The 12872-nt window shown below is 63.1% G+C and carries 10 protein-coding genes; 3 read left to right on the forward strand and 7 right to left on the reverse strand.

The window, feature by feature from the left end:
* Positions 1–33 precede the first annotated feature (33 nt).
* A complete protein-coding gene (locus ACRTG1_RS20360; RefSeq protein ID WP_113156064.1) occupies positions 34–429 on the reverse strand; it encodes a DUF4345 domain-containing protein in 396 nt (131 codons plus the stop codon).
* A 102-nt stretch (positions 430–531) separates the two neighbouring features.
* A complete protein-coding gene (locus ACRTG1_RS20365; RefSeq protein WP_432517007.1) occupies positions 532–2718 on the reverse strand; it encodes a primosomal protein N' in 2187 nt (728 codons plus the stop codon).
* A gap of 107 nt (positions 2719–2825) precedes the next feature.
* Between ACRTG1_RS20365 and fsa the strand changes: the two genes are divergently transcribed.
* Positions 2826–3479 carry a fructose-6-phosphate aldolase gene (gene fsa, locus ACRTG1_RS20370; RefSeq protein WP_206545703.1) on the forward strand — a complete coding sequence of 218 codons (654 nt, stop codon included), beginning with the start codon at positions 2826–2828 and terminating at the stop codon, positions 3477–3479.
* A gap of 790 nt (positions 3480–4269) precedes the next feature.
* Here the strand turns inward: fsa and ACRTG1_RS20375 are convergent.
* The 3 genes from ACRTG1_RS20375 to leuS all read right to left on the reverse strand — a co-directional run bounded on the left by ACRTG1_RS20375 (position 4270) and on the right by leuS (position 8606).
* On the reverse strand, positions 4270–5181 hold the full coding sequence (locus tag ACRTG1_RS20375) for a 1-acyl-sn-glycerol-3-phosphate acyltransferase (RefSeq protein ID WP_206547992.1): 912 nt from the start codon (positions 5179–5181) through the stop codon (positions 4270–4272).
* Between the two features lie 214 nt (positions 5182–5395).
* Complete coding sequence (gene lptE, locus ACRTG1_RS20380) at positions 5396–5941, reverse strand: LPS assembly lipoprotein LptE (protein WP_432517009.1); 546 nt, start codon at positions 5939–5941, stop codon at positions 5396–5398.
* A 46-nt stretch (positions 5942–5987) separates the two neighbouring features.
* Positions 5988–8606 carry a leucine--tRNA ligase gene (leuS, locus tag ACRTG1_RS20385; RefSeq protein ID WP_432517011.1) on the reverse strand — a complete coding sequence of 873 codons (2619 nt, stop codon included), beginning with the start codon at positions 8604–8606 and terminating at the stop codon, positions 5988–5990.
* 110 nt (positions 8607–8716) lie between these two features.
* Here leuS and ACRTG1_RS20390 point away from each other — a divergent pair, with 110 nt between their 5' ends.
* Positions 8717–9379, forward strand: coding sequence for a YggS family pyridoxal phosphate-dependent enzyme (locus ACRTG1_RS20390; protein ID WP_206545699.1), 663 nt, complete (start codon positions 8717–8719; stop codon positions 9377–9379).
* Positions 9380–9499: 120 nt separating this feature from the next.
* Here ACRTG1_RS20390 and ACRTG1_RS20395 read toward each other — a convergent pair whose 3' ends face one another.
* Together ACRTG1_RS20395 and ACRTG1_RS20400 are read right to left on the reverse strand one after the other, a co-directional pair.
* Complete coding sequence (locus ACRTG1_RS20395) at positions 9500–9883, reverse strand: hypothetical protein (RefSeq protein ID WP_113153440.1); 384 nt, start codon at positions 9881–9883, stop codon at positions 9500–9502.
* A gap of 210 nt (positions 9884–10093) precedes the next feature.
* Complete coding sequence (locus ACRTG1_RS20400; RefSeq protein ID WP_113153441.1) at positions 10094–10366, reverse strand: usg protein; 273 nt, start codon at positions 10364–10366, stop codon at positions 10094–10096.
* Positions 10367–10662: 296 nt separating this feature from the next.
* Here ACRTG1_RS20400 and acs point away from each other — a divergent pair, with 296 nt between their 5' ends.
* Positions 10663–12618 (forward strand): acetate--CoA ligase, encoded by a 1956-nt coding sequence (gene acs / locus ACRTG1_RS20405; protein ID WP_113153442.1) that lies wholly within the window; start codon positions 10663–10665, stop codon positions 12616–12618.
* Positions 12619–12872: the final 254 nt, after the last annotated feature.

A 12872-nucleotide genomic window follows, 5' to 3' on the forward strand; every position in this document is an offset into this window, starting at 1 on the left:
GCTTTGTCGCAGTTTCGACGCATTTTTATTCCGTCAGGCCACGAATCCCATGACAAATGCCAGCGGAAGCACCGCCAGAACGAGCGACAGAACAAGAAACACCCAGCTGTAGAGAGCCTTCGCTCCATCCGACAGCATCGAGATCACGCAGCCGAAGACCGACACGGTCCAGGCCGCGCCAAGCGCCAGATAGATGAAGGGCTGCGCCAGCATCATCGCCGCCAGTCCGAAGCCGATATAGAAACCGCCAATGATGGCGCGCGGCACCACAAGCATCTCGGTGCGTTCCGCCGCCGGCTGCAGCCTGAAAAGCTTCAGCGCCAGCCGCGGCATGAACATCACGAACAGGCCGATGAGAATCGTCACCGCCGCTGCGGACCATGCCAGCCATTCGCCCTGGGTTACCGGCCAGGGAAAGGACAACGCCATCAGAACCTCCTTGGTTGTGTTGCAGGCAAACATGCCCGCGTCGCGCTTTCGGCCCTCTTAAACCGTATTGCGGTCACAGCGGCATAGCAGCGATGCCACACTTCACAGGAAACTCTGCGGATCGATGTCCACCTGCACACGCACGGAGCCGCGCGGCTTCGGGCCGGCCTTCAAAAGGTCGCGCAGAAAACCCTGAATGTCCGAGCGGCGCGCGCCGTGCACAAGAAGCCGGAACCGATGCCGCCCGGCCACCACGGCAAGCGGCGCTTCGGCCGGTCCCAGCACATCGATTTCCGGGGCCTGTGGCGCTGCGCGGCGCAGACCCCGTGCGTGGCCTTCGGCCTCCATGCGCGTGGCCGCGCTCACGATAATGGCGGCCAGACGCCCGAAAGGCGGCAGGCCCGCACGCTCGCGCTCGGCGATCTCGCGGTCGTAGAACGCCTCCGCATCCCCCGTCACGATGGCCCGCATCACCGGGTGTTCCGGCTGATAGGTCTGGAGAAGGCCAAGGCTCTTTCGCCCCGTGCGCCCGGCGCGGCCAGTCACCTGCGCCAGAAGCTGGAATGTGCGCTCGGCCGCACGCGGATCGCCATTGGCAAGCCCCAGATCCGCATCCACCACGCCCACCAGCGTCATACCGGGGAAGTTGTGTCCCTTGGCCACGAGCTGCGTGCCGATGATGATGTCCGCCTCGCCCTTCTCGATGGCCTCCAGCTCCAGCCGCAGCCGCTTCACGCCGCCCATCATGTCTGACGACAGCATGATGGTGCGCGCATCCGGGAAAAGCCGGTCAACCTCTTCGGTGATGCGCTCCACGCCCGGCCCGCAGGCAACCAGATGATCGAGCGTTCCGCATTCCGGACAGGCCTCCGGGCGCGGTTCGTTATAGCCGCAGTGATGGCAGACGAGCTGCCCGCGAAAACGGTGCTCCACCAGCCAGCTCGAACAGTCGGGACACTGGAAGCGATGGCCGCACACCCGGCAAAGCGTCAGCGGCGCATAACCGCGCCGGTTCAAAAACAGCAGGGACTGCTCGCCGCGCGCCAGCGTCTTCTTCATCTCCTCGATGAGAACCGGCGAAAGAAAGCCGCCACGCTCGGGCGCGGCCTTGCGCATGTCCACCGTGGCAAGGTCCGGCAGGGCCGCATCTGCAAAGCGCGACGACAGAACGATGCACTCATAACGCCCCTGATTGGCGTTGACCCGGCTTTCCAGCGATGGCGTTGCCGAGGCCAGAACCACGGGAAACCCGCCGATATGCCCGCGCACCACGCCCATGTCGCGCGCATTGTAGAAGACCCGGTCTTCCTGCTTGTAGGCCGGGTCGTGCTCTTCATCGATCACGATCAGGCCGAGCTCGCGAAACGGCAGGAAGAGCGCCGAGCGCGCGCCCGCCACCACCCGCAGCTGCCCTTCGGCCACCTGCCGCCAGACACGCTCGCGTTTCTTTGGCGCAAGGTCGGAGTGCCATTCGGCGGGCTTTGCGCCGAATCGGTTGTGGAAGCGTTCCAGAAAGGCCTGCGTAAGCGCGATCTCGGGAATAAGGATCAGCACCTGCTTGCCGCGCTCCAGCGCCGCCGCCACCGCCTCGAAATAGACTTCCGTCTTGCCCGAGCCCGTCACACCGTCGATCAGCGTCACGCTGAAAGCGTCGGTCCCGGCCTTTTCCCGCAGGCGCGCGGCGGCTTCCGCCTGGCCATCGGTCAGGGTCGCGCGCCCGAAGGTCGGGTCGGGTGCGGCCACCAGCGGGCGCGGCGGGATCGAAACCGTCTCGAACACGCCCTGCGAACGCAAGCCTTCAATCACGCTGGAAGAAACGCCTGCCGCATGGGCAAGCCCGGCCCGCGTCCAGGCCTGGCCGTCGCCGGCCATTTCCATCACGCGTTCGCGCGCCGCCGTCAGCCGGTCAGGCCCCATCCCGTCGACGAGCCGCAGCCCCTCGGTCGGCGGCTCGGGGTCAAACGCCGCCGGCGCGCGCAACAGCATGCGCGCCACCATGCCGGGCGGCGAAAGCGTGTAGCTTGCCACCCAGTCGACGAAACGGCGCATCTCTTCGGGGATCGGCGGGCAGTCGAAAACCGCGCTGATGGCCCTCAGCCTCTTGGCGGCCACCGCCTCGCCCGGCCCATCCCACACGATGCCGGCCACCTCGCGCGGCCCCAGCGGAACGCGCACGATGGAGCCCGGCTCCACGCGCATGTCTTCCGGCACCGCATAGGAGTAAGGCCGCTCGGCGGGCATCGGCACCATGACCGGCACGACGGTGCTCATTGGCGAATCTTTTGTCATCGGGCGTGACCTTGCCCTGTTCTTGCATTAGAGCAAAGACCGAACATGTGGAGGATGTCGTCGCATCCTCTCAATCCCGGCCTTCCGACTGCCTTAAGGAGTTTGCCATGAAGTTCTTCGTCGACACCGCCGACGTAAACGAAATCCGTGAGTTGAGCGAAACGGGTCTGCTCGACGGCGTCACCACCAACCCGTCGCTGATCATGAAGTCGGGCCGCGACATCATGGAAGTGACCAAGGAAATCTGCGACATCGTCGATGGCCCGGTTTCCGCCGAAGTCACCGCGACGGATTTCGAAGGCATGATGAAAGAGGCCGAAATCCTCTCCAGGATCGCAGACAATATCTGCATCAAGGTGCCGCTCACCATGGACGGCCTCAAGGCCTGTAAGGCGATCACCTCTTCGGGCCGCCTCGTCAATGTCACGCTCTGCTTCTCGGCAAACCAGGCGCTGCTCGCCGCCAAGGCCGGCGCAACCTTCATCTCGCCCTTCATCGGCCGTCTCGACGACATGGGCATCGATGGCATGGACCTGATCGCCGAGATCCGCACGATCTACGACAATTACGGCTTCAACACCGAGATCCTCGCTGCATCGATCCGCACCGTGAACCACGTGAAGCAGGCCGCCCTGATCGGCTCCGACGTGGCAACCGTGCCGCCGTCCGTTCTCAAGGCGCTGGTCAAGCACCCGCTCACCGACAAGGGCCTCGAAGCCTTCCTCGCCGACTGGGCGAAGACCGGCCAGAAGATCGGCTGAGGCTTCTCACGCTCAAAACATCGGTGCAGGAAAATCACCGGCATCGAAGCCCCTTCTCCCCGCCCGCGGGGAGAAGGTGAGGATGAGGGGCGAGCGCCAGCAACAACAGCGTGCGCGCCCTTCTTCCCCGAAAACGGATTTCTACCATCGCACGCCCCTCATCCCCCTGCCGGGACCTTCTCCCCGTTCACGGGGAGAAGGGGGCTGTCACGATGTTCAGCACGCCCCTCGGCATGCGTCTCGCCAACCGTGGCCGCTAACCTTCAAAGGTCGCGTGCGGGTCTTCGCGAAGCCGGTGCACGGTGTGCTCCTGAAGGCGCGCGGCCATATCCGCCGGCTCCCCCTCACCCAGCGCATCCGGCCCTTCTTGTTCAGAAGCTCATGGAACAGCGTCATGTCGCGCAGTTCAGTGGAATAGCGCGGCAGTAGATGGAACCTAAAGTACCCCCCCCGGTGCAAGTCTTGTACCGACACAGGCGCCCCCTTCTCCCCGCCCGCGGGGAGAAGGTGAGGATGAGGGGCGAGCGTCAGCGCCAGCAGCAGGCGCGCCCTTCCTCTCCGAAAACTGTTTTCTGGAGCATTTTGCAGTCAGGTGATCTCACCTGACGTCCGCACAAATGCGGAAAAACCGATAAATTGAGCGGAGCGACGTTTCCGTGAAACGGTGAACCGCTCTAACGTCGCACGCCCCTCATCCCCCTGCCGGGACCTTCACCCCGTTCACGGGGAGAAGGGGGCTGTCACAATGTTCAGCACGCCCCTCGGCATGCGTCTCGCCAACCTTCGGCCACTAACCTTCAAAGGTCGCGTGCGGATCTTCGCGCAGCCGGTGCACCGTGTGCTCCTGAAGGCGCGCGGCCATATCTGCCGGCTCCCCCTCACCCAGCGCATCCGGCATGATCGGCTTGCCGATCACCATGTTGATCGCCCGGCCCTTCTTGTTCAGAAGCTCATGGAACAGCGTCATGTCGCGCAGTTCGGTGGAATAGCGCGACAGAAGATAGAACAGGCCCGAATTGCGCGCCGTCATGTTCATCGGCACGACGGGCACCTGATAGCGGCGCGCCAGCGCAACGACTGAAGGCTGCCACGGGCGCTCGGTGAGCTTGTCCCTGTTCCAGTAGGCAATGCGCCCGGACGGGAACAGAACGATGGCCTTGCCGCCGGTGAAGGCCTTGGCCGTCATCTCCAGCGTGTCGCGGCTCTTGGCGTGGGATTTTTCGCCCGCGCGCCATTCCACCGGAATGATGAGATCGCGGAACCGCGTGTTGACCCGCAGCGCATCCCGGTTGGCGAAGATTGCGAGATCCGGCCGCACGCCCTTCATCAGATCGTAGACGGCGATGCCGTCAGCGATGCCGGTCGGGTGATTCGGCGCGAGAATGAAACCGCCCTTTGCGGGGATGTTCTCCATCCCGCTCGCCGAAATCTCCAGCGACAGGAGCCTGCTGATGTAATCGAAAGACTCCCAGCCGGAGAGTTCCGCCACTTCGTCAGCCATCACCACCGCCTGGCGGTAGTGCAGGAAGCGGTAGAGGAATGGCTGCGCCAGCGGCCACAGCATGTTCTGCGAAAGATGGGTGGTGCGCTCGGCGATCAGCTGATCGACCACATGCGGGTCTTCGGGCGCGTGAACATCACGGCCCAGAACGCGGTTCCCCAGAACCGCGGCCACAGACGTCAGCGTCGTGTGCAGAGCCATGGACGAAGCGCTCCCTGAAGCATCTCGGTTCCTGTCATGACCGTCATCCCGCTCCTTCGTCTTACCCGAAGAGGATCTCTTACGGAAACTGGGCAACATTCAGAGATCACGCCTCGCAGGCTGTTTCACCGAATACTGTGACGACGCAATGACACGAACGCAAGAATGGGCTCCGTGGTTGCAACGATACCGCGAACATGCCGCCGGGTCGCGTTTACGATCCGGCCCCGGCGCGCGCCAGGTCCTGCCCGAGCGCCAGACGCAGCTGCTCGGCCAGTTCGCGGGCCGCACGGTCCTCGGCATTGCGCGCAGCGCGCAGCGCCGCAAACTCCTGACGCGGCACGTCATAGGCGGAAGAAATCTCACGCTTTCCGGTTGCGACAACCTTTCCGGTCTCGCCATCGGTCAGCTTGTAGACGGCGGTCATGGTGAGAAGGCTGGCGGTGGGCTCGTTGTCGGTGCGCACCTGAACGCGGGCCGCTGCGGAGCTCGAACGCGTGATCTTGAGATCAAGCGCGTAGCGCGCACTGGCCGGCTGACCGGATCCGCCGTTAAGCAGGAAAATCAGATGGTTGCGGACCTGCTGCCCATAGCGCGTGTCCACCGGCGCGATGGCGATGGACGACATCGCAGGTGATGAGGCAACGCCGCTCGACGTTACGTCCGGCGTCGCCATAAGGGGGCGCACCGTGCAGCCAGACGCCACGGCTAAAGACAAAGCCAGGCCGGCCAGAAGCGAAACACGAAACGTCGGGTTCAAGGTTTCCCCCTGTTTTCCAAACAGCATAAATCCGGGTTCCGCAGCATCAGGCAACGATGTTGACGATGCGCTGCGGAACGACAATCACCTTGCGCGGCTGCGAACCGTTCAGCACCTTCTGGACGAAATCGAGTTTGAGCACCGCATCTTCGACCGCAGATTGATCTGCGTCGCGCGCAATTGTCAAATCACCGCGCTTCTTGCCGTTGATCTGCACGGGCAGAACGATTTCATTGTCCACGACCAGCGCCGGATCGAATTCCGGCCAGGCGCTCGCGGCAACCATGCCTTCGCCACCGATCTGCGCCCAGCACTCTTCGGCCAGGTGCGGCATGAAGGGGGCAACCAGATGGATCAGGATGTCGACAGCCTCGCGCGCTGCGGCCTTCGCGGCCTCGTCGGCACCGGCGTCAAGCGCGGAAAGCGGCTCCTGCAGATCGTTGACGAGCTGGTGGACACGCGCGATGGCGCGGTTGAAGGCCAGCTTCTCGATGTCCTCGCCCACGGCCTTGAGCGCCTTGTGCGCTGCCTTGGAAGCAGCAAGCACCGGGCCGTCGGTCGCCGCCTTCGGCGTCACGCCGCGCACATGCTCCGCCGTTTCGCAGACCAGACGCCAGACGCGCTGCACGAAGCGGTGTGCGCCCGTCGCGCCGTCGTCGGTCCATTCCACGTCGCGCTCGGGCGGCGAATCCGACAGCATGAACCAGCGCGCCGTGTCCGCGCCGAAGGACTCGATGATGTCCTCGGGGCTCACCGTGTTCTTCTTGGACTTCGACATCTTTTCCAGCGCGCCGATCGTCGCCGGCTCGCCGGTCGAGATCTCGACAGCCGAACGCGCATCGCCCGAACCGGAGAATTCGATCTCGTTGGGAGCCAGCCAGCGGCCATCGGCGGCGCGGTAGGTCTCGTGCACCACCATGCCCTGCGTGAACAGGCCCTTGAAGGGCTCCGCCAGGCTCAGATGACCGGTGTCGCGCATGGCGCGGGTGAAGAAGCGCGAATAGAGCAGATGCAGGATCGCGTGCTCGATGCCGCCGATATACTGATCGACCGGCAGCCATTCATTGGCCGCTTCCGGGTTGGTCGGATCATTCTCCCACGGCGCAGTGAAGCGCGCGAAGTACCAGGACGAATCGACGAACGTGTCCATCGTATCCGTCTCGCGCCGCGCGTCCGAGCCGCATTTCGGGCATTTGACATGCTTCCAGGTCGGGTGACGGTCAAGCGGGTTGCCGGGACGGTCGAACTCGATGTCGTCGGGCAGCTTGACCGGCATGTCGGCCTTCGGCACCGGCACCACACCGCAATCGTCGCAGTGGATCATCGGGATCGGGCAGCCCCAGTAGCGCTGACGCGAAACGCCCCAGTCGCGCAGGCGGAAGTTCACCTTGCGCTCGCCCACCGGGCGGCCATTGATCGTCTCGGAGGAGAGGCGGTTGGCCACTTCCTCGAACGCCGCCTTCGGCTTCATGCCGTCGAGGAAGCGCGAATTGATCATCACGCCGTCGTCGGTGAAGGCTTCCTCGGTGATCTGGAAGGTCGCGGCATCCGCGCCCTCCGGCATCACCACCGGCGTCACCGGCAGGCCGTATTTGTTGGCGAAGTCCAAATCGCGCTGGTCGCCCGAAGGACAGCCGAAGATCGCGCCCGTGCCGTAGTCCATCAGCACGAAATTGGCGACATAAACCGGCAGCGTCCATTCCGGATCGAAGGGATGACGCACGCGCACGCCCGTGTCGAAGCCCTTCTTCTCGGCCGTTTCCAGCGCCGCTGCCGAAGTGCCCATGCGGCGGCACTCTTCGCAGAATGCGGCGAGCTCGGCATTGTCGGCGGAAAGCGTCTTTGCAAGCGGGTGATCGGCGGCAATCGCCATGAAGGATGCGCCAAACAGCGTGTCGGGCCGGGTCGTGTAGACCTCCAGCTCGTTCGTGCCCCCGGGCGCGCTCTCTTCCGTCAGCGCCCAGCGGACCAGCATGCCCTCGGAACGGCCGATCCAGTTGCGCTGCATCAGGCGCACCTTCTCCGGCCACTGGTCCAGATCGTCGATGGCGTCGACCAGATCCTGCGCGTAATCGGTGATCTTGAAGAACCACTGCGCCAGCTCGCGCTGCTCGACTTCCGCGCCCGAACGCCAGCCGCGACCGTCGATCACCTGCTCATTGGCGAGCACGGTCTGATCCACCGGGTCCCAGTTGACCTTGGAGGTCTTGCGCGTCACCAGGCCCTTTTCGAAGAAGTCGACGAACAGCATCTGCTGGCGGTGGTAGTAATCCACGTCGCAGGTGGCGAACTCACGGCTCCAGTCCAGCGACAGGCCGAAGGTCTTGAGCTGATCGCGCATCACCGCGATGTTCTGATAGGTCCACTCCTTGGGGTGCACCTTGTTCTGCATCGCGGCGTTTTCCGCCGGCATGCCGAAGGCGTCCCAGCCCATCGGGTGCAGAACGTTGTAGCCCTTGGCGCGCTTGTAGCGCGCAACCACGTCGCCCATCGTGTAGTTGCGGGTATGACCGATGTGAATGCGGCCCGAGGGATAGGGAAACATCTCGAGCACGTAGTATTTCGGACGCCCGTCATCATTGCTGGCCTCGAACAGCTTGGCCTCGTCCCAGGCCTTCTGCCAGCGGGGTTCTGCTACGCGGGGGTTATAACGTTCGGTTGCCATGGCCGGATTTTCACAAGATAAGAGCGGAAATTATGTTGGCGGACCTTCACCATGGTTTCGGCGAACCGTCAACTCCAAGAGGCCTTTTTGAAAGAGGGATCAGCGACAGGATGAGCCACGCCGTCGAAAATCTGCAGGACGTCAAAGCGAAGATCGCCGCCGCCGAAAAGGCCGCAGACCGCGCTCCGGGCGCGGTCACACTGGTCGCCGTTTCCAAGACTTTCGAGGCCGATCAGGTGCGTCCGGTCATCGAAGCCGGCCAGCGCGTTTTCGGCGAAAACCGTGTTCAGGAAGCCCAGGGCAAATGGCCCGCGCTGAAGGAAGCCTTCCCCGACATCGAGCTTCGCCTGATCGGCCCGCTCCAGTCCAACAAGGCTGCCGACGCCGTCGCCCTGTTCGATGTGATCGAGAGCGTCGACCGCGAGAAGATCGCCCGCGCACTTGCCGCCGAGATCAAGAAGCAGGGCAAAGCCCCGCGTCTTTATGTCCAGGTCAATACGGGGCTTGAAGAACAGAAGGCCGGCATCGATCCGCGCCAGACCGTCACCTTCGTCAAACATTGCCGCGAGGAATACGGCCTCGCCATCGAAGGCCTCATGTGCATTCCGCCCTTTGACGAACACCCCGGCCCGCATTTCGCGCTGCTCAGGAAGCTCGCGGCCGAAGCCGGCGTCGAAAAATGCTCCATGGGCATGTCCGGCGATTACGAGAAGGCCGTTGCCTTCGGCGCGACCAGCGTGCGCGTGGGATCGGCGATCTTCGGCGCACGCTAAAGCAATTCCAGGAAAAGTGGGAACCGGTTTTCCGTCCGGAATTGCGCAAGAACAGTGAACTGGAACGTTCTCGCAATTCCAGGAAAAGCGGGAACGCTCTAGACCTGCGCCTTCCGCCCATCACCCGCCGGAGGTCGCACGGCCCGTCGAGCGCGCCACGATTATCAGGAACAGAAGCGCGGAAAGCAGAACGAGGGTCGCGCCCGCCTTGGCGAGGCCTTCGCCGGCATTCATGATCGCCATCGCAATGCCCGGCACCATGATGATCACGCCCACTTCAGCGAGGATCACCTGCACCCCGGCCAGCCGGCTTTCGGCCGCCGTCGGCACGAGCGTGTAGAACGTTCCGTAAAGCGCGATGCTCGCCCAGCCCACCAGGTTGAGGTGCCCATGGGCCGGCGACAGGGTGTGATCCCCGGACGCCGCCATGTAGATGCCGAAACTCATTCCGAGCACGGCGTAAAGAGCCGCCGTCACCCAGCAGATTCTTGCAAGTGTTTTCATGTCTTTGCCCAATCTGCGCCCAATCTGCGCCCAATCTGCGCCCAATCTGCGCCCAATCTGCGCAGGCCGCGACACTGTTCGCGCCCTGCGCGTTTCCCCCCGCGTTATCTTTGCGGATCACAAATTTACGCCCCACGGGAGGTGGGTGAAAAGATCATCAAAAAGGCGTAGTTCCTTCAGACCCGGCACCTCAGCCATGGGCCTTACGCCTCAGTGCAGAACCAGCTCTCCCGCCAGGCTGCGCCATTCGCTCGGCGAAATCAGCTTCCTGTGCGTGTAGGTCACCGAGTGAAGCGGCCCGTCGAGGGTCTCGTTCCAGAAGTCGATGAACCGGTAGAGCGCGGGAAAGTCCGGCGCGGTGTCGTAGTGTTGCCAGATGAAACTCTGCAATATCGTCGGGTGGTCCGGCAGGTGGTAGAGAAATTCCGCCGTCGTCAGCCCATAGCCCCGGAGCATCAGCTCCATTTCGCCCGTTTGCTGCATGTGCTGCCTTTCCGAATCAGGTTCCGGATCAAAAAAGTGTCGGGCGAAAAGAAGCGGCCGTCCAGTTGAAAGCGCTCACGCAGACGTAAATTTATCGTGTTATTACATATTGTTAGCAGCCTTTCGGAATCGGTGCTAACGGTCTGGACCATGCGTTCTTTCGCCGCCGCACCCGTGCCGCCAAATGTCTAATGTTGTAGCAACAGGCAGAATGGTAATAATGCGCGCGAGCCAGGAGCCTCCGCGTCGCATGACGCGATTCCAGTCCCAGCAAGTGCCTACCCGGAGGAGGAAAAATGTCCGAAGTGCATGTTCACCGCGTCCAGCCAGCGTGGAAGGAAAACGCGCTCATCGACAATGAGACGTATCTTGAATGGTATGAGAACAGCATCAAGGACCCGGAGAAGTTCTGGGAAAAGCACGGCAAGCGCATCGACTGGTTCACGCCTTACACCAAGGTGAAGAACACCTCGTTCGAGGGCGACGTGTCGATCAAGTGGTTCGAGGACGGCGTCACCAACGTCTCCTACAACTGCATCGACCGCCATCTGGAGAAGCGCGGCGACCAGACCGCCATCATCTGGGAAGGCGACAACCCCTACGACGACAGGAAGATCACCTATCGCGAGCTGCACGACAGGGTCTGCCGGCTCGCCAATGTGATGAAGTCGAACGGCGTCAAGAAGGGTGACCGCGTCACCATCTACATGCCGATGATCCCGGAAGCGGCCTATGCGATGCTCGCCTGCACGCGCATCGGCGCGGTTCACTCGGTGGTGTTCGGCGGCTTCTCGCCCGATTCGCTCGCCGGCCGCATCGAGGACTGCAAGTCCGATTTCGTCATCACCGCCGATGAGGGCCTGCGCGGCGGCCGCAAGGTTCCGCTGAAGGAAAACACCGACAAGGCCATCGCGCTTGCCGAAGCAGCCGGAGCGAAGGTGCGTCACGTGCTGGTCGTGCAGCGCACCGCCGGCAAGATCAACTGGTTCGAGGGCCGCGACCTCTGGTACCACGAGGAAACCGCGAAGGCGGAGCCGGTGTGCGAACCGGAGAAGATGAACGCCGAAGATCCGCTGTTCATCCTCTACACCTCCGGCTCCACCGGCAAGCCGAAGGGCGTTCTGCACACCACGGGCGGCTATCTCGTCTACGCCTCGATGACGCATGAATATGTGTTCGACTATCACGAGGGCGACGTCTACTGGTGCACGGCCGATGTGGGCTGGGTCACGGGCCACAGCTACATCGTCTACGGTCCACTGGCCAACGGCGCCGTCACGCTGATGTTCGAAGGCGTGCCGAACTATCCGGACGCATCCCGCTTCTGGCAGGTGGTCGACAAGCACAACGTCAACATCTTCTACACCGCCCCCACCGCCATCCGCGCGCTGATGGGCGCCGGCGACGACTTTGTCACCCGCACCTCGCGCAGCTCCCTGCGCATTCTCGGTTCGGTCGGCGAGCCGATCAATCCGGAAGCATGGGAGTGGTATTACAACGTGGTCGGCGAGAAGAAGTCGCCCATCGTCGACACCTGGTGGCAGACGGAGACCGGCGGCATTCTCATCACGCCGCTGCCCGGCGCAACGGATCTCAAGCCCGGCTCGGCCACCCGCCCCTTCTTCGGCGTGCAGCCGCAGCTCGTCGATGGCGAGGGCAAGGTGCTCGAAGGCGCGACCAGCGGCAATCTGTGCATCACGGATTCCTGGCCTGGCCAGATGCGCTCGGTCTATGGCGATCATGAGCGCTTCATCCAGACCTACTTCTCCACCTACAAGGGCAAGTATTTCACGGGTGACGGCTGCCGCCGCGACGAGGACGGCTTTTACTGGATCACCGGTCGCGTCGATGACGTGATCAACGTGTCCGGCCACCGCATGGGAACGGCCGAGGTCGAGTCCGCGCTGGTCAGCCATGACAAGGTGTCGGAAGCCGCCGTCGTCGGTTACCCGCACGATGTGAAGGGTCAGGGCATCTACTGCTACATCACGCTGATGGCCGGCGAAGAGGGTTCCGAGGAGCTCAAGAAAGAGCTGGTTGCGCATGTACGCAGCGAGATCGGCCCGATCGCCTCGCCGGACAAGATCCAGTTCTCGCCGGGCCTGCCGAAGACCCGCTCGGGCAAGATCATGCGCCGCATCCTGCGCAAGATCGCCGAGGACGATTACGGCGCGCTGGGCGACACCTCGACGCTCGCCGATCCGGCCGTGGTCGACGATCTGATCGACAACCGTCAGAACAAGAAGGGCTGACGCCCTGCCCGGAGCCGGAAGCGGCTCCCGGGCGCATACAAACGGACCTTGGGCAGAACGCCGCGCATTCATCCGAATGCGCGGCGTTTTCTTTGCCCCTTGCATGAGACGACATCCATCTCCACATTGTGTTTATCGTCAACGAACCGAAAGGGGGTGATCCAATGTCGAGTGATTTCCGTTCAAACGTGGTCTCGATGGATTGCCTTCACGGGGAGCAGACTTCCCGCTGAAGCGCATGAAACGCGGACGGC

The organism is Nitratireductor sp. PBL-C9 (genome assembly GCF_050877045.1).
GTDB lineage: Bacteria > Pseudomonadota > Alphaproteobacteria > Rhizobiales > Rhizobiaceae > Nitratireductor > Nitratireductor aquimarinus.